This is a genomic window from Pseudomonas sp. EA_35y_Pfl2_R111 (assembly GCF_963970955.1).
Classification (GTDB): domain Bacteria; phylum Pseudomonadota; class Gammaproteobacteria; order Pseudomonadales; family Pseudomonadaceae; genus Aquipseudomonas.
Genome location: NZ_CAXAOM010000001.1, coordinates 1,210,181 through 1,232,535 on the forward strand (window position 1 = coordinate 1,210,181; position 22,355 = coordinate 1,232,535).

Below are 22,355 nucleotides of genomic sequence, written 5' to 3' on the forward strand. Positions count from 1 at the left end.
AAACGCCGCAATTAAGCGGCGTTTTGTAGTTGCTTAATCCCGGACGTAAATAATTTCCGGGCCATCATCTTCGTCTTCTTCATCCCAGAAGCTGTCGTCTTCATCGATATCACCGACCGCCTTGACCCCGGAACGACGCAGCGCACGCTTGTCGTCCAGTGCCTGCAGCTGAGCGCGCGCTTCGTCTTCGATGCGCGTATCCAACTCGGCCAGCTCGGCTGCGTACTCTGGGTTTTCCTGAATGCGCTCAGCGCGCGCCTCAAGGAAGTCCATGATGTCATAACAGAGCTTCTCGGTACCCTGGCGCGCCAGGGCAGAAATCACATAAACCGGCCCAGCCCACTCGATCCGCGCAACGATCTCGGCGATACGCGCCTCCTGCTCCTCATCGAGGATCTGGTCAGCCTTGTTCAGCACCAGCCAGCGCTCGCGCTCGGCCAGCGACGGGCTGAACTTGGTCAGCTCATCAATGATGGTGGCGGCCGACTCAGCCGGATCGGTCAGATCCAGCGGCGCCATATCAACCAGGTGCAGCAACAGACGGGTACGCGACAAATGCTTGAGGAAGCGAATACCCAGGCCAGCACCGTGAGAAGCACCCTCGATCAGCCCCGGAATATCGGCAATCACAAAGCTCTTGTAACGATCAACACTGACCACACCCAGGTTTGGCACCAGGGTGGTGAAGGGATAGTCGGCGACTTTCGGCTTGGCGGCCGACACCGAGCGGATAAAGGTGCTCTTGCCGGCATTCGGCAAGCCAAGCAGACCGACATCGGCCAACACCTTCAACTCCAGCTTAAGGTCGCGCGCATCGCCTGGCTTGCCTGGCGTAGTCTGCCGCGGAGCACGGTTGGTGCTGGACTTGAAGCGAGTGTTGCCCAGACCGTGCCAACCGCCCTGCGCCACCAGCAAACGCTGACCGGCACGGGTCAGGTCACCAATCACTTCCTGGGTACCGGCATCGATCACCGTGGTACCGATTGGCACCGGCAGGATCAGGTCCTCGCCCTTGGCGCCGGTACAGTCGGTACTGCCACCTTTCTCACCATTCTGCGCCTGGAAGCGACGGGTATAGCGATAGTCCACCAGGGTGTTGAGGTTCTCCTGGGCCTCGATATAAACCGAGCCACCGTCGCCGCCATCACCACCGTTAGGGCCGCCCTTTTCGATAAACTTTTCACGACGAAAAGCCATCATGCCGTTACCACCGTCGCCGGCTTTTACAAAAATCGATACTTCATCGACGAATTTCATTTTTACGCCTCCCGCAATCACGCGGGTCATCTAAACCGAGAAACACTAGGTTCTTGCAAAATTGACCTGCATTCAAATCGAACGCTAACACCCAGGACAGTTTGGCAAGAACCCTAAGAAACAAAAAAGCCCCGTCGCATGGACGGGGCTTTCCCAGCAGTCGCGCTATTAAGCCGCAACGACGCTCACGTAACGGCGGTTGAACGCGCCTTTTACTTCAAACTTGATCACGCCTTCGATTTTCGCGAAGAGGGTGTGATCTTTACCCATGCCTACGCCGTAACCGGCGTGGAACTGGGTGCCGCGCTGACGCACGATGATGTTGCCAGGAATGATTTTCTGGCCGCCATACATCTTCACGCCAAGGCGTTTGGCTTCTGAGTCGCGACCGTTGCGGGTACTACCGCCAGCTTTTTTGTGTGCCATGAGTTCAATACTCCTATAAAGGGATCAGCGCTAAACGAATTAAGCCTGAATACCGGTGATTTTGATCTCGGTGTACCACTGACGGTGGCCCTGGCGCTTCATGTGGTGCTTACGACGACGGAACTTGATGATGGTGACCTTGTCGTGACGGCCTTGAGCGATCACTTCAGCAACAACTTTGGCACCTTCAACAACCGGAGCGCCGATTTGAACGTCGTCGCCATTGCCGATCAGCAGAACACGGTCAAAAGTCACAGCTTCGCCAGTGGCCAGCTCGATTTTTTCGACCTTGAGGAATTCGCCTTCGGTGACTTTGTATTGCTTGCCACCAGTAACAATTACTGCGTACATGGTAAATCTCCGTTAATCCTGCTCACCCAGCGCTTTATAGGAATAAGTGTCGGCTGGCATGGCTGCTTGGGGCCTTCAAGGACACCCTTGCAATTGCGTAAGGCAGGGAAATACCCAGGGGGAAGTTCAGGGTGCGCGATTGTACGCAAGCAATCGACACCATGCAAGTGCGCCAAGCGCTTGCCTTGACAGCCCCTACCCTGCCCCCTAGCATGCCGCGCAACCCATGAGTAGCAGGTGCAAGCGATGCAACCCCAGGCTTTCTACCGCGTGGTGGCGGATGACTTTACCGCCGTCGACGGCATCATCCGCGCGCAACTGGTGTCGCGAGTCCCTCTGGTCGAAAAGATCGGCGACTATATTATCTCCGCTGGCGGCAAACGCCTGCGCCCGCTGCTGGTTCTGCTCAGCGGCAAGGCCCTGGGCATTGAAGGCGACAATCTGCGCCTACTGGCCGCCACCATCGAATTTCTGCACACCGCCACCCTGCTGCACGACGACGTGGTCGACATGTCCGACATGCGCCGCGGCCGCAGCACCGCCAATGCCCAGTGGGGCAATGCCCCCAGCGTACTGGTCGGCGACTTCCTTTATTCGCGCTCCTTCGAAATGATGGTCGAACTAGGCTCCATGCCGGTGATGAAGATCCTGTCCAAGGCCACCCGGGTGATCGCCGAAGGCGAAGTGCTGCAGCTGTCGAAGATCCGTGACGCCAGCACCACTGAAGAAACCTATATGGAAGTCATCCGCGGCAAGACTGCCATGCTATTCGAGGCCTCGACCCATAGCGCCGCCGCACTGGCTGGCGCCAACATCGAACAGACCGAAGCCCTGCGCACCTTTGGCGACCACCTCGGCGTGGCCTTCCAGCTGGTCGACGACCTGCTCGACTACCGCGGCGACGCCACCACCCTGGGCAAGAACGTCGGCGATGACCTCGCCGAAGGCAAACCGACGCTGCCGCTGATCTACACCATGCGCGAAGGCACGCCCGAGCAGGCCTTACTGGTACGCCAGGCAATCCAGAAAGGCGGCATTGAGGATCTGGAAAGCATCCGCAACGCTGTGGAAGCCGCTGGCGCGCTGGACTACACCGCCCAGCTAGCGCGCGATTATGCTGACCGAGCCATTGCCTGCCTGGATGCGCTGCCCGCTAGCGAATATCGCGACGCACTGATCGAGCTCAGCCGCTTTGCCGTAGCCCGCACGCACTAAGGCTTACCGCGACAAATAAAAGCCCGCCCATATGGCGGGTTTTTTATTGCCTGCGATCCACAGCAATCACACCACGCGACGAAAGGCAGCGATTAATCCTTGCTATAAATATAATAGGAATTATTCTCATCTAACCACTTGAAAGGGAGATGAGTCATGACCTATCTGATCGATGCCTGGCTGGACCGCCCGCAGCCGTATCTACGCATTCTCAATCGCAACACCGGCGAAGTCTGCGCCCTGATTAAGGAAGATGCCCTGGATGAGCTGCGTGACCAGGGCGATCTGGATCTGCACGAGCTGAACTCCAGCGAGCCGCTGGTGCTTAAGGAGTTGGTGCGTAATTTGTTTCTTTATTGCTACGCACGGGCGTTGCGCCCCTGAAACGCATCGCGGGCATGGACTAGGCGTCCCCGCCGCTCCTACACCAGACTTGCTGGAACCTCGTAGGAGCGGGCCATGCCCGCGAAGGAAAGCGCCTGAGACGTTAGAGAACGTCCAGCAGCTCCACATCAAACACCAGCACGCTGTGCGGCGGGATGCTGCCAACGCCTTGTTCGCCGTAAGCCAGCTCGCTCGGCACATACAAACGCCATTTGCTGCCGGCATTCATCAGCTGCAGGGCTTCGGTCCAGCCGGCGATTACGCCGCCAACCGGAAACTCGGCTGGCTGGCCACGATCGTAGGAGCTGTCGAACACAGTGCCGTCGATCAGGGTGCCGTGGTAGTGGGTACGCACGCTGTCTTCGCGGGAAGGCTTGGCGCCTTCGCCTGCGGTCAGCACTTCGTACTGCAGGCCGGAAGCCAATACGGTGATGCCGTCGCGCTTGGCGTTTTCGGCGAGGAAGGCCAGGCCAGCACCGGCAGCGGCCTCGGCCTTGGCGGCTGCTTCGGCTTGCATGATGTCGCGGATGACTTTGAAGCTGGCGGTCAGTTCAGCTTCGCTGACGCGGCTTGGTTGGCCGGAGAACGCATCAGTGATACCGGCGATGATGGCGTCCAGGCTGGCACCCGGCGGCGGGTTGTCGCGCAGCTGACCACCCAGTTGACGGCCGATGCCGTAGCTGACGCGGGTTTCGTCAGTCGAGAGATTGATATCGGACATAGCACTGCTCCGCTGGAGGCTAAAAAAGGTCGGCCAGCCTAGCACAAACCGCCTGCCCGCCCTACCCGCCTGCCGCGCCCTGGCGATTGCGCCGACAACGCTCGGAGCAGTACTTCACCTCACCCCAGCAGCGCGCCCATTTCTTGCGCCAGGTAAAGGGCAGCCCGCAGACCGCGCAGGTCTTGACCGGCAGCTCGGCCTTTTTCACAGCACCTCGCCAGCATCCAGCCGCGCCAGCAGCTGCTCGCCGCGCGCCCACAAGCCCTGCTGCTTGGCCTCGCTCATCTTGTCCAAGCCGCGGTAAATCATGCCCAGCCGATGGTTACCCGACAGCTGCTGGCGGTGGCGCATAAGGAAATGCCAATACAGCGCATTAAACGGACAGGCCTGCTCACCGACGCTCTCGGTGACCTTGTAGGCGCAGCCGCCGCAGTAATTGGACATCCGCTTGATGTACTGACCACTAGCGCAATAGGGCTTGGAGCCCAGATACCCGCCATCGGCGTGCATGACCATACCTAGGGTGTTGGGCAACTCGACCCAGTCGAAGGCATCCATATACACCGCCAGATACCAGTCGCAGACCTGGCTGGGCGCAATGCCGGCCAGCAGGGCGAAGTTGCCGGTGACCATCAGCCGCTGGATATGGTGGGCATAGGCATGTTCCAGCGTCTGGCCGATGGCCTGGCTCATGCACTTCATGCGGGTTTTGCCGGTCCAGTAAAACTCAGGTAGCGGCCGGGTATTGCCGAAGGCATTGCGCTCGGCGTACTCGGGCATGTTCATCCAGTAGATGCCGCGCACGTATTCGCGCCAGCCAATCAACTGGCGGATAAATCCCTCAGCGGCGTTTAGTGGCACCTGGCCGCGCCAGTAGGCCGCCTCGACATCCGCACACAGACGGCGCACATCCAGCAGGCCGATATTCAGCGCCGCACTGATCCGCGCATGAAACAGAAACGGCTCACCAATGGCCATGGCGTCCTGATAATCGCCAAAAGCCGGTAAGGCGAAATCGAGAAAATGCTGCCACAGCGCCTCGGCCTCGGCGTGGGTCACCGGGTAATCGAAAGACCCCAGGCTGCCGTAATGGTGACTGAAACGCTCGGCCACCTGCTTCAGCACGTCCCGGGTAATGGCGTCCGCCGGGAAACGCGCGGTCATCGGCGCCTTGATCTGTTTGGGCAGCGCCTTGCGGTTTTCCACATCGAAGTTCCACGCCCCGCCCACCGGAGTGCCGTCGCCATTGATCAATAAGCCAGTCTTGCGGCGCATTTCGCGATAGAAGAACTCCATACGCAGCTGCTTACGCCCTTCGGCCCAGCGCGCGAATTCGTCACGAGCGCAGATAAAGCGACTGTCTGCATGCCAAGTGATCGGCAGGCCACTGCGCTTCAACTCATCCTCCAGGCGCCACTCACCACATTCGGTGAGATGCACCTCAGCCGCCTGCACCTGCGTAGCCCAGCGCTGCAACTCACCCGGCAGCGAGCCGCTGTTCTGCGCATCGTCCAGCTTGACGTAATGCACGCGCCAGCCACGCTCGCCCAGGGCCTCGGCAAAGTGGCGCATGGCACTGAAGATCAGGGCGATCTTCTGCGGATGGTGCGGCACATAGTCGGTTTCCGCCGCCACCTCAGCCAGCAGCACGGCATCGCGCTGCGGATCCATGGCCTGCAAGCTGGGCAGATCGAAAGACAGCTGATCACCCAGTACCAGGGCAAGCCGGCGAATAGCCATAGATGGGGTCGTTACCAGGAAGAGTTGAAGGAAATCGGCACGCGCAAGGTGTCCTGGGTGCCGTCCTGCATGCCGCACATCTCGTCATGCACCACCGCATGCACCAGATGAAACGGCACGCGCGGCAGGTCGTGCAGCAGGTCGCGGGCATGCTCGACCGAGCGCAGGTGCAGGGTCTTGCCATGACCATCAGTAAGCGGGTGGGCACAGCCATCCATGTGCGCCTCCAGCAGGTAGATGCCACCTTCGATGGAGATCAGGTTGAGTGCGTCGATATGCCCGGCATGGGCGTGTAGCGACAAGTCTTGCAGATTCATGGCGATATCCTCGGGCAAGCAAAGCTATACAAAAATCTATACAAATACAATTTTTGTACAACAACAGAAAAGCACAAGGCACAACGCAAACCGCCCGTCCGTTTTGCAACGGCCGGGCGGCGAGGACGCATTAGTGAAGGATCAGCTCGATTCGTACTTGGTCAGCTTATCCAGATAACCCATGGCGAAGGCCGAGAGGACGAAGGCCATGTGAATGATCACGTACCACATCAACTTGCTGTCGGGGATGTTCTGCGCATTCATAAACACTTTGAGTAGATGGATCGAGGAGATCGCCACGATGGAGGCCGCCACTTTCATCTTCAGCGAACTGGAGTCCATCTTGCCCAGCCAACTGAGCTTCTCGGTACCCTCTTTGATATCCAGCTGGGAAACGAAGTTCTCGTAACCGGAAATCATCACCATCACCAACAGGCCGCCGACCAGCGCCATATCAATCAGCGAGAGGATCACCAGAATCAGATCCGCCTCGGCCATACCGAAGACGTTGGGCAGAATGTGGAAGACTTCCTGAAAGAACTTCAGCGCCAGTGCCAGCAGACCCAGCGAGAGGCCAAAGTAGATAGGCGCCAACAGCCAGCGCGAGGCATACATGGCATTTTCGATAAAGCGTTCCATAAGGGCTCACTCAGGGTTCAAGACTGCCGGCGAGTATACCCAGCGCCCTCGCTCAGACAACCCTGGAGTGTGGCAATCGATGACCGTGCAGGTTATCCCCGACAACTGTGGATAACCTTGTGGGCAGGCTCAGGATCAATGGCTGCAAGCCAGTCGTCTGCAGGGTTGGGTGCACCTGGTCAAATACTCGACAAACGCCCGCTCAGGTTTCCGGCTGAAACTGGTAATCACCCAGGTGATGACCGCGTTCGCCATTCAAACGACGCAGCTCGGCCTGGATATGCAGCCGCCAGATGGGCACATCGGTAGATTGCTCGTAGCCCATACCGCGCAGGTTTTCAGCGATATCCGTGAGGATACTTTCGGCAGCAAAAGCCCCGTGAAATGGGCCCTGCGCCTTGATCGTAGAAGGCTGCGCACCGGCCATGCCGGCGGCGCAGATCAGTGTCCAGAGGCCATTGTTGCCGGCCAGCGGCAACACCACGCATTCGATACGAGTATCCAGGCCCAGACAGTGGCGAGTGAGATTGAGGCTGCGCGACATGGCGACGACCCTCTCAGGAGCAGGCCTTCAGCCTACACCCGAGCAACCGCCAGTGGGAAGCCAACAGTTATCCCCGCTTGCTGTGGATAACTGTGTGGATGAAGTGAGGAAAAGCCGGCCCGAGCCAGTCGCACGGGCCGGCGGCGCAATTCGCTCAGTGACTGACCAGCCACCGGGCGAATTGTCGCAGCCGGTCGGTCATTCAGCAGCGGGCTTTTTCGTCCGCGGCTTCTTCTCCTTGACCGCAGCAGCCGGTTCTTCCTTCTTCGGCTCTTCCTTGTCGTCCTCTTCCATCCCCATGGCAGCGATATCGCGCAGGCGCTCAACCACCCGTGCGTTGACGCTGCCCGCCGGGAATTGCCCCTGTTCATTGGGCGAACCGGCATCCGTGCCGACCAGCAGGCTCAACGCCTCATCGACCTGACGCACCGCATAGATATGAAACTGCCCGGCCCGTACCGCCTGCAGCACGCGCTCGTCGAGCATCAGGGTGGTGACGTTGGAGTGCGGGATGATCGCACCCTGCTCGCCGGTCAGGCCGCGGGCCTCACACAGACGGAAGAAGCCTTCGATCTTCTCGTTGACCCCGCCAACCGCCTGCACCTCGCCGAACTGGTTGATCGAGCCGGTAATGGCGAAACACTGCTTGAGCGGGGTGCGCGACAAGGCCGAGATCAATGTGCAGACCTCACCGAGCGAGGCGCTGTCACCGTCGACATAGCCGTAGGACTGCTCCAAGGCGATGCTCGCGGAGATTTCAAGAGGGAACTCCTGGGCATAGCGGCTACCGAGATAACCGGTGAGGATCATCACGCCCTTGGAGTGAATCGGCTGGCCAAGGTTGACCTCACGCTCGATGTCGACGATGCCGCTGCCGCCCGGATAGACCGTGGCGGAAATCCGCGCCGGCACGCCGAAGGCAGAGTCGCCGACTTCCAGCACGGTCAGGCCGTTGCACTTGCCCACCGCGGCACCGGCGGTGTCGATCAAGATGATCCCGGCCAGCATGTCGTCGATGATCCGCGCCGAGACGCGGCCGGTGCGAGTGGCCTTGGCCTTTAGCGCACGCTCGATATGCCCGGCGTCGGTCACCTCGTCCCCGGCCAGACTACGGATAAAGTCGGCTTCGCTGATCAGCTGGAACAGATCACCAATACGCGCCGACAAACGCCCCTGGTGCTCAGCCAGTCGCGCGCTATAGGTCGCCACGCGCGCCACGGCAGCCGCGGTCAACGGCGCCATGCCCTCTTCCGAGGTGCGGGTTTTCATTAGCTGGGCGAACTGCTCCAGACTGTCATCGGCAAGCGGGATGTCCTCATCAAAGTCGACCAGCACGCGGAACATTTCCTGGAAGTCCGGATCGTGGTCCTGCAACGCGTAATACAGCTGGCGCGAGCCAATGATCAACATCTTGAGCTGCAACGGGATGACCTGAGGATTGAGGGTCACGGTGGCGATGCGCCCGAGATCGCCCAACGGCGACTCCATCTTCAACTGGCGCGATTGCAGGGCGCGCTTGAGCGCATCCCAGACAAACGGCTCGCCAAGCATCTTCTCCGCTTCAAGAACCAGGAAGCCGCCGTTGGCGCGATGCAGCGCACCGGGACGCAGCTGACGGTAGCTGGTGTAGAGCGCGCCTTGGTCGGTGTTGTATTCGATGCGCCCGAACAGGTTGTCGTAGGTCGGGTGCGGCTCGAACACCACGGGCGCACCGCCCTGGGCGTGATGGCCGACCACCAGGCTCGGGCAGTACTGTTCTTCAAGCAACTTGCGGGTTTGGGCGTCAATACGCTCCACTTCGACCAGCTGATCAACCACGGTCTTTAGCAGGTTGATCTGCATCGCTTGCAAATAGGCGCAGACCTCGGCGTTTTCCGCGTATTTCTGCGACAGTGGTGCGAGCAGCGGCTGCAAGGCAACGGTTATGGTTTCTTCATTAAGCTGGCGCAGCAGGTTGCTCGACTCACGCTTCCACTGTGGCAGGCTGGCCAGTTCCTCATTGAGGCGCTCTTCCAGGTTGGCAATATCGGCATGGAAGCGCTCGCGCTCGGCTTCTGGCAACTGGGCGAACTCAGCTTCATCCAACGCCTTACCATCAAGCATCGGCGTGAAGGCGATATTGCTGCTGTCGCGGTACAGCGCCACGCTTTTTTCCAACGACAGGCGCTCGATCACATCCAACGCCTGGTCGTAGCGCTTGTTGAAGGCGCGGTCGATGGCGTTCTTCTTCTGCTGGAACGAGGGGTGCTCGAACACCGCCGGGAAGGTCGCCAGCAGATTGTCGATCAGGCCGTTGATGTCAGCAAGAAACTCGCCAGCAGTGCCAGACGGCAGCTCCAGCGCACGCGGCTCGCGCGGCTCATCAAAATGGTTGACGTACAGCCGGTCAGCCGGGGTCTCCAGGCGCTTGGCTTCAGCCTTGAGGTAGCGTTTGACGAAAGAAAAGCGGCCGGTGCCGGGCTCGCCCATGACAAATACGTTATACCCAGGGCGCGGCATGGCCACGCCGAACTGCAACGCCTCGACGGCGCGCTCCTGACCCAATACACCACGGAAGGGTTCCAGGTCTTCGGTATTGGTGAAGTTGAACTGCTCAGGAGAAAACGGACGGGTAAGTGCTTCAGGTGCCAACCGCAAATGGGCTGCGACGGAGTCTGGCATTGGAAATCCTTGGACGGGGGCCTGGTGGAAATCATGGCCGCATCGGCCGCGCTCCACAAGCCAATAAGCGCGATCCTGTGCACGTACGCCTGCGCGCAACGCACAAGAGCTCGCGCAACGTGCGCCCAGGCAGGCTGTTGGCTAAAACCCAGAAACAAAAACGGAGCCTTGCGGCTCCGTTCTGTTGAACAGCGTGGCTTACTGCGCCAGCTTCTTGTAACGCACGCGGTGCGGCTGTGCAGCAGCATCGCCGAGACGCTTCTTACGGTCAGCTTCGTACTCGGTGTAGTTGCCTTCGAAGAACTCGATATGCGAGTCATCTTCGTACGCCAGGATGTGGGTCGCCACGCGATCCAGGAACCAGCGATCGTGGGAGATCACAATCGCCGCGCCTGGGAAGTCGAGCAGCGCCTCTTCCAGCGAACGTAGGGTTTCCACGTCGAGGTCGTTGGACGGTTCGTCGAGCAGCAATACGTTGGCGCCCTCTTTCAGGGTCAACGCCAGGTGCAAGCGACCGCGCTCACCACCGGAGAGGTCCTTGACGAACTTCTGCTGGTCGCCGCCTTTGAAGTTGAAGCGACCGACGTAGGTGCGCGACGGCACTTCATAGTTGCCGATCTTGATCATGTCGGAGCCGCCGGACACGGCTTCCCACACGCTCTTGCTACCGTCGAGGTCGTCGCGGCTCTGATCGACACAAGCCAGCTGCACGGTTTCACCGATCTCGATGCTGCCCGAGTCCGGCTGTTCCTTGCCCATCAGCATGCGGAACAGGGTCGACTTACCGGCGCCGTTACCGCCGATCACACCAACGATGGCACCCTTGGGCATGCTGAACGACAGGTTGTCGATCAGCGCGCGCTCGCCGTAGCCCTTGCTGACATTAACGAAGTCGATGACCTTGTCGCCCAGACGCGGGCCCACCGGGATATAGATTTCGTTGGTCTCGCTGCGTTTCTGGAATTCCTGCGACTGCATCTCTTCGAAACGCTGCAGACGTGCCTTGGATTTCGACTGGCGGGCTTTGGCGCCTTTGCGCACCCACTCCAGTTCTTCCTTCATGGCTTTTTCATGAGCCGACTGTTGCTTGGATTCCTGGGCCAGACGGTTCGATTTAGCCTCCAGCCAACCGGAGTAGTTGCCCTCGTACGGAATACCGGCGCCGCGGTCGAGTTCAAGAATCCAACCGGCGACGTTATCCAGGAAGTACCGGTCGTGGGTAATCGCCACCACGGTGCCCTGGAAGTCATGGAGGAAGTGCTCCAGCCAAGCCACCGAGTCGGCATCCAAGTGGTTGGTCGGCTCGTCCAGCAGCAACATGTCGGGGGCCGAGAGCAGCAGGCGGCACAGCGCCACACGACGCTTTTCACCACCGGAAAGCACGGCGACCTTGGCGTCCCAGGCCGGCAGACGCAAGGCGTCGGCGGCAACTTCCAGCTGACGCTCAAGGTTATGGCCGTCGCTGGTCTGCAAGATGGCTTCGAGCTTGGCCTGTTCGGCGGCCAGCTTGTCGAAGTCGGCATCCGGCTCGGCGTAAGCGGCGTACACCTGATCCAGACGCGCCTGGGCGTCCTTGATATGGCTGACGGCCTCTTCCACCACTTCGCGCACGGTCTTGCTCGGGTCGAGCTGCGGCTCCTGCGGCAAGTAGCCGATATTCAGCTCCGGCATCGGCCGGGCTTCGCCATTGAACTCGGTATCGACCCCCGCCATGATTTTCAGCAGGGTGGATTTGCCCGAACCGTTGAGGCCGAGTACGCCGATCTTCGCGCCAGGGAAGAACGACAGGGAGATGTCTTTGAGAATTTCCCGCTTCGGCGGCACCACTTTGCCGAGTCGATGCATGGTGAAGACGTACTGAGCCAAACTGAATACCTCGCAAAAAACGTAAAAAAATTGCGCCCATCTTATGACAGATAGGGGTGAATCGACCATTTACATATCGAAGCAATCGCTAAGGCAGCCAAGCAAGCCACTGATCGCCCTCATTGGCCTGTCAATGAAGTGAGAAGCCTGAAACTCTCGAGTCGATGAGGCGTGAAGAAATACGCCTTTCAGCGCAGCTTTGGAACTGACCCATTCGCCGCGCCCACGGTCTCAACGATAAGTGAATCGCTCAGTGGAGCTGCGGATGACCGCTTTCGATTGGCAACGCATGTTGATGGATAATTTTTCCGTGCTGTTCTTGGGCGAGGTCGCGCTCCGTGCGCTCTTCGCTTTCGTTGTCGTATTTCTGTTTCTCAAGGTCAGCGGTCGCCGTGGCATCCGCCAGTTGTCGCTGTTCGAGCTGGTCATGATCCTAACGCTGGGTTCGGCAGCTGGTGACGTATCGTTTTACGAAGATGTACCGCTGCTACCGGTGGCCGTGGTGTTCGCCACGCTTCTACTACTTTATCGAACCACCGTTCTCTTGATGAGCCATAGCACACGGCTTTCGAACTGGTTGGAAGGCAAGCCCGTGACGATCATCAAAGACGGGCTGTATGAACTGAGCAGCCTGGATCGCCTGAATATTTCTTCCGATGAGTTTTTCATGGAGCTGCGCCAACAGAGCGTCGACCACCTCGGCCAAGTTCGCCTCGGCATCCTTGAAACCGATGGCGATATCAGCCTCTATTTCTACGCTGCCGAGGAAACCAGACCGGGGCTTTCAGTGCTGCCTCCCGAACACCGGGCAGTGTATGAGCGTGTGCCTGCTAGTGATCTCTATGCCTGTATCCGTTGCGGGAACACGCAACTCGTCGAAGGCCAGCAGCACACCCTCTGCGTGCGCTGTGATCACAGCAGCTGGTCGCCCGCGCTGAGGCATTCGCGGCTACGCTGACACCCCTGAGGCCGTTAAAGCTTCACCGCACTCAACTGCAACCACAGCGAAAACGCCCCCAGCACGCCCCAGAACACGGCGAACAGCCAGGGGGAGCGCAGCGAGAACAGCAGCGATTTGTAATAGCTGTCCTTGTTCGACTCCTGCTCACTGAACAATGGCGAGTCATCGTAGGCGTGGCCGAACTTGGGATCACTGCGCAGCAGGTGGTCCTGCTTGAAATGCCAGTGGCCGATGATGTTTGCCGACGCCTTGATACCTGGCCAGGCGTGCAGTGAGCTGACGATACCCAACAGCGCCAGGAGGGCCGGCACCACCAGGGTGAAAAGATCGCCCCATTTCGTGTTGAGGTTAGCCATGGAAGAGGCATAGGCAATCACCAGAAACGACTGCGCCGACAGGTAGGCATTGGTCCGATTGGCCAGCAGACTGGTTTCGTACTGGATTTCCCGGCGGTAGAAATCCAACCGCTCTCTCGGCGTACCGAACATCAGTGGATCGGATGCTGGGTTTGCGTCGACGGCGGGGTTCTCGGAAGAAATGATTCTGGACACGTTCATTACCGCGATACAGGGAGTAGATCAGCACTATCTCGGCGCCGAGCCATTAGCGCTCTGTTACCGCAGACGGGGCCGGTTCTGCCAACCGCCCACCGCGGCGCCAGAAGCAGCGTTGCGCGGCAAGCTGGGTAAGCCGCTGCCAGCAAGAGTACCTGTCGGCAACGGCGCGCAGCATCAGGAGTTCATAGTGGCGGCCTGGTTACCACCTTGTTCGGCGATCTTGGTCAACTTCTCATCGATGGATTTCTCTTCAGTCAGGGTGTCCTTGAGAAGTTGAATGGCGGCGACCTTCAAACCGATGTGCTTGGCCATGGCGATCAACGTGCCGTAGCTGGCGATTTCGTAATGCTCGACCTTCTGCGCGGCACCGATCAGACCGGCATCGAGCACTGGACCTTTATCGATTTCTTCCATCAACTCCTTGGACTCTTCAACGAGCCCTTCCATCGCCACGCACTTCATGCGTTTGAGCTTGAGCCCGGCCAGTTCGACCAATTGATCGATTCGTTCGATCTGCCCTTGCGTCTCTTCCAAGTGTGCAGTGAAGGCATCGGCCAGCAAGGGGTTGGTAGCGGCGCGGGCCATGCGCGGCAGCGCTTTGGTGATCTGCTTCTCGGCGCTATACATATCGGAAAGTTCATGGACGAACAGGTCTTCAATCGTTTTGCGAGCCATCGTAATTCTCCTTGAGACTTTACGTTCACAAGCCTGGACGGCGGTTTCCTCGCCCAATATTCGTGTGTGACTGGCCGTCGCAATAATGAGTTCAGACTCTTTGAGCGGCGCACAACCGACGCGCCAGGGACGCCTGGCACCGTGCGTGGTGATGGCACCCGTTCGCCGCCCTTCCGCGCGGAAGGTTTCTGCAGGTTTGGGCCTGTCGACGGGCCGAAAGCCACAACAACCTTGCTACTCGACGAGGTAACGCGCTACCGGCGAAACCGTCACCAAGCCCCAGGAATATTGTGTAACTACACTTCAGAATCCCCAGGGCACGCCGACTATCTGAATGGCCGTCCACTAACCAGCGAGTCTCCCGTCATGTTCAACACGCATTTAAAGAAGGAACTGGAAGCGCTTCGGGAAGAGAATTCCAAGAACCAGCAAATCAAGGAATCGATCTATGCGGAGATGCTGGTGCTGGAGCTGGACGCGCGTGGGCATATCATCTTCGCCAACGAGCATTTCGTCCGGGAAATGCTGCACCGCCGCGAGGACCTGATCGGCCGTTCGATAGAAGATTTCATCCCAGATTCTTTCCGCCGCGAAGCCAACTACAGCAAGCTCAAGACCGCGTTGGCGCGCGGCGAGCACGTTAGCGGTGCCTACCGCATGCTGCGCGCCAATGGCGAGGAAGCCTGGCTGCGCTCGATCTGGCAGCCGCTGAAAAACAGCAAGGGCCAGGCCACGGGCTTCACCCTGTGCGCCAATGACCTGACCCGCACCATCGAGACCTCGAAGGAGCATGAGGGCCTGATTAATGCCCTGCTGCGCTCAACCGCCGTCATCGAATTCAATCTCAAGGGTGAGGTGCTGACCGCCAATGACCGCTTCCTCCAGGGCATGGGCTATCGCCTGGAACAGATCAAGGGCAAGCACCACAGCATGTTTTGCGAGCCAGAGGAGTACAACTCCCCCGCTTACCGCGAATTCTGGGCTCAGCTCAACCGTGGCGAATTCGTCGCCCACCGCTTCAAGCGTGTAGACGCCATGGGCCGCGTGGTTTGGCTCGAAGCCTCTTACAACCCGGTACACGACGCCCACAACAAACTCTACAAAGTGGTGAAATTTGCCACGGTGATCACCGACCAGGTGGAGCGGGAGGAAGAAGTGGCGGCCGCAGCCAGCATCGCCTACGGCACCTCGCAGCAGACTGACGCCACCGCCAAGAAAGGCGCTGCGGTGATCAGCGAGACCGTGACAGTGATGCGCCGCATCTCTGATCAGGTGCAGGAAGCGGCGCAAGGCATCGAGGCACTGGATAAGCAATCGCAGTTGATCAGCTCGATCATCAAGACCATCAGCGGCATTGCCGGCCAGACCAACCTGCTGGCACTCAACGCGGCCATTGAGGCGGCCCGAGCGGGCGAACAGGGTCGCGGTTTCGCGGTGGTGGCCGATGAGGTCCGGCAACTGGCCGGACGCACCAGCCAGGCGGCCGAGGAGATCGTCGAGGTGGTGCAAAAAAACCAGAGCCTGGCGCAAACGGCAGTGGACAGCATGGCCAGTAGCCGCGAGCAGGCGGAACAAGGGCTGCACCTGGCCAACGAGGCCGGAGCAGTAATCGTTGAAATCCAAGACGGCGCGCAAAAGGTGGTCGATGCTGTCGGCCAGTTCGCCAATCAATTGAAGAGCTGATTGGCGGATCGCTGGCACTAACCCGGGTTCGCAAACGACGCTCGTCGGCCGCACTGGCACTTTGCCACGTTTATGGCATGCTAGCCGCCCCTTGGCTGCCGGCCGTTTCGCGCACCCGCCAGGGACCCGCACATTGCCGCCAAGCCCCCAGGATGTACGTCTTTGCCAACAGTCACGCCCCCAACCACGCCGCGTACTCCTGGCGCCCCGCCGGCTGAGGCGATGCGTGGGCCGACCCGCGGCGCACTGGTGGTGCTGGTCCTGAGCATGCTGGTGCTGCTGCTCTGGCAACTGCGTCAGGAATCCCAGCAACTGCTGGACAATCAACGCCAACTTGGCCTGGCCTACAGCTCGCAGCTGGCCAACCATTTGAGCCTGAACATGGCGCTCAAGGCCAGCGCCGGCCAGGCCCTTCTGCAACCCCATGTACTGCCGCCGAAGAACCCAGATGAACTGGAAGAGCTGCTACATACGTTGCGCGGCGTATTCCCAACCCTACGCAGCCTGGCCTGGCTGAATGGCCAGGGCCGCATTGTCGCCGACAGCCATACCCCAACCGAAGATGCGCTGTACCTGGCTGAATTGCTGCAGCGTGGCGCCCGTGAAAGCTTCTTCTATACCTTCAGCGCCAACGACCATGGCCGCATCTATCTGTTGCTGCGACATAACCCCGACAGCGCCGCCAGCGGTTTCTGGGTGTTGCGTCTGACCAACAAAGCCTTGATCAGTTGGCTGCATGAACACCATCAAAGCCCGCACCAATGGCAGCTGGAAGACCGCAACGTGCAGCGAGTCATTGCCAACAACAGCTCGCAGGCTTCCGGCACCTCATCAGTGGCCCCCCCGGTTACCGCAGAAAACCTCGACCAGAGCATGCTGGAGACGCCACTCAAGGGCAGCGACTGGCAGCTGCGCGCGCTATTCAATGAGCGCAAGGTACGTGCGCAACAACTGCCGCAACAGGCCAGCAAATTGCTGCTGTTTATCCTCTGCGCCACCCTTACGCTGCTGGCCCTGTATCGCCTGTTGAATGAGCAGCGCAGCCTGCATGCGCTAAACACCGCTTCACGGCGCTCGCTGCAGCAAGCCGCCAGTGTGCTGGGCGCCATCGAAGAGCGCGTGCTGGTCACCGACAGCAACGGCCAGCTGCAATACCTCAACCCACAGGCCGAGGCGATGTTCGGCCTGAGCAACGACGAGGCGCGCGACTGGCATCTGCTCAAGCTGCTGCCGCGCCTTGACCCGCTGCTGCTGCATGACACCGCCCTGCACAACGATCTCGGCCCCGACCTGGTGGAGATCCAGCAGAACGGCGTCGTTCACCTGTACGACATCAGCCGCAGCGACCTCAGCGAGGACAACAAGCGCACCGGTTTTGTCTGGGTGCTGCGCGATGTCACCGAAGAACAGCACGCCTCGCAGGTGCTGCAGGAAACCCGCCGGCGTTATCAGGACATCTTCGACGGTACCGGCACTGCGCTGTGCGTGCTCGACCTGGCCGAGCTGCAGCGCTATCTGCAACAGCAGCAATTGCGCAGCATGACAAGCCTGCAGCGTTGGCTGGAGGCCGACCCGCAGCACCATGTTGAGCTCTGTCAGCGTATGCGCCTGACCGAAACCAACCATGTAGCCCTGCAACTGCTTGGCGTCGACTCCAATCAGCAAGCCTGGCAGCACCTGTTCAACAGCGGCCCGCTGCGCCCGGAAGGCTTCCGCATGCAGCTGGTCAATGCCCTCCTGAGCGGTGGCGGCCAGTTGGAGATGGAACGGCAGATCTGCACCCCGCAAGGCCACGAACGCCATCTTTGGTTGCTGATGCACCTGCCGGAAAGCATCGACGATCTGCAGGCCGTAACCCTCAGCATCAGCGACATCACCAACCGCAAGCGCATTGAAACCTCGCTGATCGAACGCGAGCGCTTCTGGTCCGATGTGGTCAGCGCGGTGCCCGACACCATCTATGTGCACGACATCGCCGGCAAACGGGTGATGTACAGCAACAACCACCTCGGCCCGCAGCTGGGCTACAGCAAGGCGGAAATGCTTCAGTTCGGCGAGCGGCTTTGGGAGAAAATTCTCCACCCTGACGATGTCGAGTTGTATCAGCGCATGCGCAATATTCAGCAAGTGCAGGGCAATGGCCTGCTGATGCAATTCGAATTGCGCTGGCGGCACCGCGATGGCAGCTGGCATTGGTTTGATATCCGCGAGCAGGCCCTTTCGCGCGACACCAAGGGTCGGGTCAGCCGGCTGATCGGCGTGGCCAAGGACATCACCGAGCAGATCACCCACAGCGAATCCCTGCGCACCAGCGAGCAACGCTATCGCCTGCTGGCAGAGAGCATCAGCGACGTGATCTTCTCAACCGGCAGCGACCTGCAGCTCAATTACGTCAGTCCCTCGGTGATGCCGGTGCTCGGCTATGACAGCGAGTGGGCACTGGCCAACGGCTTCCAGAATCTGGCCACCAACCCGCGCCAACTGATCGGTTTCTACGCCCTGCTCGACCGCGTGCGTAATGCGCTCGGTGATCCGCAACGACTGGCTGAACTGCGTGCGGAGTTTCTCCCGCAGTTATTCGTTTTTGACGCCCTGCGCGCCGATGGCCAGAAGATTCCGGTGGAGCTGCGCCTGGTGCCCATGTGGGATGACAGCGGACGCTTTGAAGGCCTGCTGGGCGTGGGCCGCGACATCAGCCTGCAACGCCGCGCGGAGAAAGACCTGCGCATGGCTGCCACGGTTTTTGAGCACTCCACGGCGGCGATTCTGGTCACCGATCCGGCCGGCTATATCGTTCAGGTCAACAATGCCTTCAGCCGGGTCAGCGGCTACAGCTCCAAGCAAATTCTCGACCAGCTGCCGAGCATGCTCACCGCCGATACCCAGCAAGCCAGCCACCTGGCCTATGTGGTCAAACAGCTCAACCAGCAAGGCAGCTGGGAAGGCGAAGTGTGGCTCAAGCGCAGGAGCGGCGAGAAATTCCCGGCTTGGGTCGGCATCACCGCAGTCAAGGACGATGAAGGCGACCTGGTCAGCTATGTGTGTTTCTTCAGCGATATCAGCGAGCGCAAGGCCAGCGAACAGCGCATCCACCGCCTGGCCTACTACGACGCCCTGACTCAGCTGCCTAACCGTACGCTGTTCCAAGATCGCCTGCACAGCGCCCTGCAGCATGGCGAACGGCACCAGGAATGGGTGGTGCTGATGTTCCTCGACCTCGATCGTTTCAAACCGATCAACGACTCCCTCGGTCACGCCGCCGGCGACCGCATGCTCAAGGAAGTGGCCGTCCGCCTGTGCGCCTGCGTTGACAGTGACGACACCGTGGCACGCATGGGCGGCGACGAATTCACCCTGCTACTGCAATCCCAGAGCCAGCGTGAAATCGCTCTGACCCGCGCGATCCACGTCGGCGAGCAAATACTCGCCAGCCTGGCACAGCCGTTTGTTCTCGAAGGCCGCGAGTTCTTCGTCACCGCCAGTATCGGCATCGCCTTGAGCCCGCAGGATGGTAACGAGCTAAGTCAGCTGATGAAAAACGCCGACACGGCGATGTATCACGCCAAGGAACGCGGCAAGAACAACTTCCAGTTCTACCAGGCCGACATGAACGCCAGCGCGCTGCAACGCCTGGAGCTGGAAAGCGACCTGCGTCATGCCCTCGAACAGGGCGAATTCAGGCTCTATTACCAGCCGCAATTCTCCGGTGACGGCAAGCGCCTGACCGGGGCCGAAGCGCTCTTGCGCTGGCAGCATCCTACCCGCGGCCTGGTACCGCCGAACGACTTTATTCCAGTGCTCGAAGAACTGGGTCTGGTGGTACAGGTCGGCGATTGGGTCCTGCGCGAAGCCTGCCGGCAACTGGCCGAATGGCACCAGGCAAAGATTCGCGTACCGAAAATATCGGTCAACCTCTCGGCGCGCCAGTTTGCCGAAGGCGATCTGCACCTGCGCGTGGCGCAGATCATCGAACACAGCGGCATTCCCGCCGACCGCCTGGAGCTGGAGCTGACCGAGAGCATTCTGATGGAGGACGTGGCCAACGCCATGCAAACCCTCAGCAGCCTCAAGCAGCTCGGCGTATGCATCGCCATCGACGACTTCGGCACCGGCTACAGCTCGCTGAACTACCTCAAGCAGTTCCCCATCGACGTGCTAAAGATCGACCGCAGCTTTGTCGATGGCCTGCCCCACGGCGAACAGGACGGGCAAATCGCGCGCGCGATCATCGCCATGGCTCACAGCCTCAACCTCACGGTAATCGCCGAAGGTGTGGAAACCCTGGCCCAGCTGGATTTCCTGCGCGGCCACGACTGCGACGAAGTGCAAGGCTTCCTGCTCGGCAGGCCAATGCCAGCGCACCAGTTCACCGCCCTGTTTACCGGCTCCGCGCTGTTTATGCTCGGCTGATGTGCGCCCGCGCATGAGCCCCGCTTGTCCGCCAGATGACCACGCTTCATATGCCTGTTTCTCACGGATGGGGTAGAATTCGCCCCCTCTTTCTACCGCCCAGCTGATTTTCTCAGGGGAATGCTATGTTCAGCCGTGATTTGACTATCGCCCGTTATGACGCCGAATTGTTTGCCGCGATGGAGCAAGAAGCCCAGCGCCAGGAACATCACATCGAGCTGATCGCCTCGGAGAACTACACCAGCCCAGCGGTGATGGAAGCCCAGGGTTCGGTACTGACCAACAAGTACGCCGAAGGCTACCCAGGCAAGCGTTACTACGGCGGTTGCGAATACGTCGACATCGTCGAGCAGCTGGCCATCGACCGTGCCAAGGAACTGTTCGGCGCCGACTACGCCAACGTCCAGCCGCACTCCGGTTCGCAAGCTAACAGCGCCGTGTATATGGCCCTGCTGGAAGCTGGCGACACCGTACTGGGCATGAGCCTGGCCCACGGCGGCCACCTGACCCACGGCGCCAGCGTCAGCTTCTCCGGCAAGATGTACAACGCCGTGCAGTACGGCATCGACAACGTCACCGGCCTGATCGATTACGACGAAGTCGAGCGCCTGGCCGTTGAGCACAAGCCGAAGATGATCATTGCCGGCTTCAGCGCCTACTCGCAGATTCTCGACTTCCCACGCTTCCGCGCCATCGCGGACAAAGTCGGCGCTTACCTGTTCGTCGACATGGCTCACGTAGCCGGTCTGGTTGCTGCTGGCGTGTACCCGAACCCGGTGCCGTTCGCCGACGTGGTCACCACCACCACCCACAAAACCCTGCGCGGCCCGCGCGGCGGCCTGATCCTCGCGCGTGCTAACGAAGCGCTGGAGAAGAAATTCAACTCGGCGGTATTCCCAGGCGGCCAAGGTGGCCCGCTGGAGCACGTAATCGCCGCCAAGGCCGTGTGCTTCAAAGAAGCCCTGCAGCCTGAGTTCAAGGCCTACCAGCAGCAAGTGATCAAGAACGCCCAGGCCATGGCCAGCGTGTTTATCGAAAACGGCTACGACGTGGTTTCCGGCGGTACCGAGAACCACCTTTTCCTGCTCAGCCTGATCAAGCAAGACATCACTGGTAAAGACGCCGACGCCGCCCTAGGCCGCGCCTTTATCACTGTGAACAAGAACAGCGTGCCGAACGACCCGCGCTCGCCGTTCGTCACCTCCGGCCTGCGTATCGGCACCCCAGCCGTAACCACCCGCGGCTTCAAGGAAGACGAGTGCCGCGCACTGGCTGGCTGGATCTGCGAGATCCTCGCCAATCTGGGCGACGACGCGGTTGAAGCGCGCGTGCGCGAGCAGGTCAAAGCGGTCTGCGCCAAGTTCCCGGTTTACGGCAACTAAGTCTCTGAACCGCTGTCGAAAAGCCCGCCTTCTGGCGGGCTTTTTTATATCTGCCAGGTAGCTCTCAAGCACAGATAAAATCAAGCCATCGCCAGCAGCCTTGGCTATAGTGGATAAAACCTCGCAGGAGTTTCTTTGCATGAGCGAAACAGCCAATGAGCGTCGGCGCTTTCACCGCATCGCTTTTGACGCCCCCACCGAGATAGTGCAAGGGGAGCGGCGCTGGGCGGTCGAACTGCATGACGTATCGCTGAAAGGTCTGCTGATCAAGCGCCCCGACGGCTGGAATGGCGACCCAAATCAGCCATTCGAAGCCAATATCCAATTGGCCGACGACACCCGCGTGCTGATGGAGGTGGTGCTGACCCGCACCCAGGCCGACCTGCTCGGCTTTGTCTGCCGGCATATCGACCTCGACTCGATCAGCCACCTGCGCCGCCTAGTCGAGCTCAACCTCGGCGATGACAGCCTGCTGGAGCGCGAACTCGCTGCCCTAGGCGAAGACGACGAGTAAACCAAAAGGAGGCCGAGGCCTCCTTTTTTCATCCTGCCTGCGCGGGTTTAGA

The 22,355-nt window shown here is 60.0% G+C and carries 19 protein-coding genes and 2 pseudogenes; 8 read left to right on the forward strand and 13 right to left on the reverse strand.

The features are described from left to right. Window positions 1-33: 33 nt before the first annotated feature. From cgtA to rplU, 3 genes are all read right to left on the reverse strand, one after another. Window positions 34-1,257 carry an Obg family GTPase CgtA gene (cgtA, locus tag AACY25_RS05880; protein WP_339523092.1) on the reverse strand — a complete coding sequence of 408 codons (1,224 nt, stop codon included), beginning with the start codon at window positions 1,255-1,257 and terminating at the stop codon, window positions 34-36. Window positions 1,258-1,425: 168 nt separating this feature from the next. After that, window positions 1,426-1,683, reverse strand: a complete 258-nt coding sequence (rpmA, locus tag AACY25_RS05885; protein ID WP_003176049.1) for a 50S ribosomal protein L27 — start codon at window positions 1,681-1,683, stop codon at window positions 1,426-1,428. 39 nt (window positions 1,684-1,722) lie between these two features. After that, entirely contained in the window at window positions 1,723-2,034 is a 312-nt protein-coding gene (gene rplU, locus AACY25_RS05890; protein ID WP_339414415.1) for a 50S ribosomal protein L21, read from the reverse strand. Window positions 2,035-2,280: 246 nt separating this feature from the next. Between rplU and AACY25_RS05895 the strand changes: the two genes are divergently transcribed. Then, window positions 2,281-3,249: a polyprenyl synthetase family protein gene (locus AACY25_RS05895; RefSeq protein ID WP_339523093.1), complete on the forward strand. Its 969-nt coding sequence runs from the start codon at window positions 2,281-2,283 to the stop codon at window positions 3,247-3,249. Window positions 3,250-3,405: 156 nt separating this feature from the next. Beyond that, entirely contained in the window at window positions 3,406-3,633 is a 228-nt protein-coding gene (locus tag AACY25_RS05900; protein WP_339523094.1) for a PA4570 family protein, read from the forward strand. 103 nt (window positions 3,634-3,736) lie between these two features. Here AACY25_RS05900 and AACY25_RS05905 read toward each other — a convergent pair whose 3' ends face one another. From AACY25_RS05905 to ettA, 8 genes are all read right to left on the reverse strand, one after another. After that, on the reverse strand, window positions 3,737-4,354 hold the full coding sequence (locus AACY25_RS05905) for an FKBP-type peptidyl-prolyl cis-trans isomerase (protein ID WP_275960653.1): 618 nt from the start codon (window positions 4,352-4,354) through the stop codon (window positions 3,737-3,739). Window positions 4,355-4,415: 61 nt separating this feature from the next. Then, a complete protein-coding gene (locus AACY25_RS05910) occupies window positions 4,416-4,562 on the reverse strand; it encodes a DUF2256 domain-containing protein (RefSeq protein WP_339523096.1) in 147 nt (48 codons plus the stop codon). Continuing rightward, the gene (locus AACY25_RS05915; RefSeq protein WP_339523098.1) at window positions 4,559-6,094 is read right to left on the reverse strand and encodes a cryptochrome/photolyase family protein; all 1,536 of its coding nucleotides are present in this window, start codon (window positions 6,092-6,094) and stop codon (window positions 4,559-4,561) included. The genes AACY25_RS05910 and AACY25_RS05915 overlap by 4 nt, the downstream gene beginning before the upstream one ends. Window positions 6,095-6,105: 11 nt before the next feature. Beyond that, window positions 6,106-6,411 carry a DUF6482 family protein gene (locus AACY25_RS05920; protein WP_339523100.1) on the reverse strand — a complete coding sequence of 102 codons (306 nt, stop codon included), beginning with the start codon at window positions 6,409-6,411 and terminating at the stop codon, window positions 6,106-6,108. 141 nt (window positions 6,412-6,552) lie between these two features. Beyond that, window positions 6,553-7,050 (reverse strand): TIGR00645 family protein, encoded by a 498-nt coding sequence (locus tag AACY25_RS05925; RefSeq protein WP_304866230.1) that lies wholly within the window; start codon window positions 7,048-7,050, stop codon window positions 6,553-6,555. A 202-nt stretch (window positions 7,051-7,252) separates the two neighbouring features. Then, window positions 7,253-7,594, reverse strand: coding sequence for a PA4575 family protein (locus AACY25_RS05930; protein ID WP_339523109.1), 342 nt, complete (start codon window positions 7,592-7,594; stop codon window positions 7,253-7,255). Between the two features lie 198 nt (window positions 7,595-7,792). Continuing rightward, entirely contained in the window at window positions 7,793-10,255 is a 2,463-nt protein-coding gene (locus AACY25_RS05935) for a Lon protease family protein (RefSeq protein ID WP_339523111.1), read from the reverse strand. Between the two features lie 198 nt (window positions 10,256-10,453). Further along, complete coding sequence (gene ettA / locus AACY25_RS05940) at window positions 10,454-12,121, reverse strand: energy-dependent translational throttle protein EttA (RefSeq protein ID WP_339523113.1); 1,668 nt, start codon at window positions 12,119-12,121, stop codon at window positions 10,454-10,456. 265 nt (window positions 12,122-12,386) lie between these two features. On the opposite strand from ettA, the gene AACY25_RS05945 reads away from it, so the two are divergent. Then, the gene (locus AACY25_RS05945; protein ID WP_339523115.1) at window positions 12,387-13,079 is read left to right on the forward strand and encodes a DUF421 domain-containing protein; all 693 of its coding nucleotides are present in this window, start codon (window positions 12,387-12,389) and stop codon (window positions 13,077-13,079) included. Between the two features lie 14 nt (window positions 13,080-13,093). Here AACY25_RS05945 and AACY25_RS05950 read toward each other — a convergent pair whose 3' ends face one another. Together AACY25_RS05950 and AACY25_RS05955 are read right to left on the reverse strand one after the other, a co-directional pair. Beyond that, window positions 13,094-13,639 (reverse strand): hypothetical protein, encoded by a 546-nt coding sequence (locus AACY25_RS05950; RefSeq protein ID WP_445262117.1) that lies wholly within the window; start codon window positions 13,637-13,639, stop codon window positions 13,094-13,096. 174 nt (window positions 13,640-13,813) lie between these two features. Continuing rightward, window positions 13,814-14,314, reverse strand: a complete 501-nt coding sequence (locus AACY25_RS05955; RefSeq protein ID WP_339523117.1) for a YciE/YciF ferroxidase family protein — start codon at window positions 14,312-14,314, stop codon at window positions 13,814-13,816. Between the two features lie 456 nt (window positions 14,315-14,770). Between AACY25_RS05955 and AACY25_RS20920 the strand changes: the two are divergent. From AACY25_RS20920 to AACY25_RS05975, 5 genes and pseudogenes are all read left to right on the forward strand, one after another. Next, window positions 14,771-15,457, forward strand: a pseudogene (locus tag AACY25_RS20920) (PAS domain-containing protein); the annotation flags it as partial. Between the two features lie 105 nt (window positions 15,458-15,562). Next, window positions 15,563-15,997, forward strand: a pseudogene (locus AACY25_RS20925) (methyl-accepting chemotaxis protein); the annotation flags it as partial. A gap of 222 nt (window positions 15,998-16,219) precedes the next feature. Next, window positions 16,220-20,407, forward strand: a complete 4,188-nt coding sequence (locus AACY25_RS05965) for a sensor domain-containing protein (RefSeq protein ID WP_339523850.1) — start codon at window positions 16,220-16,222, stop codon at window positions 20,405-20,407. Between the two features lie 125 nt (window positions 20,408-20,532). Next, on the forward strand, window positions 20,533-21,789 hold the full coding sequence (gene glyA / locus AACY25_RS05970) for a serine hydroxymethyltransferase (RefSeq protein WP_339523121.1): 1,257 nt from the start codon (window positions 20,533-20,535) through the stop codon (window positions 21,787-21,789). A gap of 139 nt (window positions 21,790-21,928) precedes the next feature. Next, the gene (locus AACY25_RS05975) at window positions 21,929-22,303 is read left to right on the forward strand and encodes a PilZ domain-containing protein (protein ID WP_339413517.1); all 375 of its coding nucleotides are present in this window, start codon (window positions 21,929-21,931) and stop codon (window positions 22,301-22,303) included. Window positions 22,304-22,355: the final 52 nt, after the last annotated feature.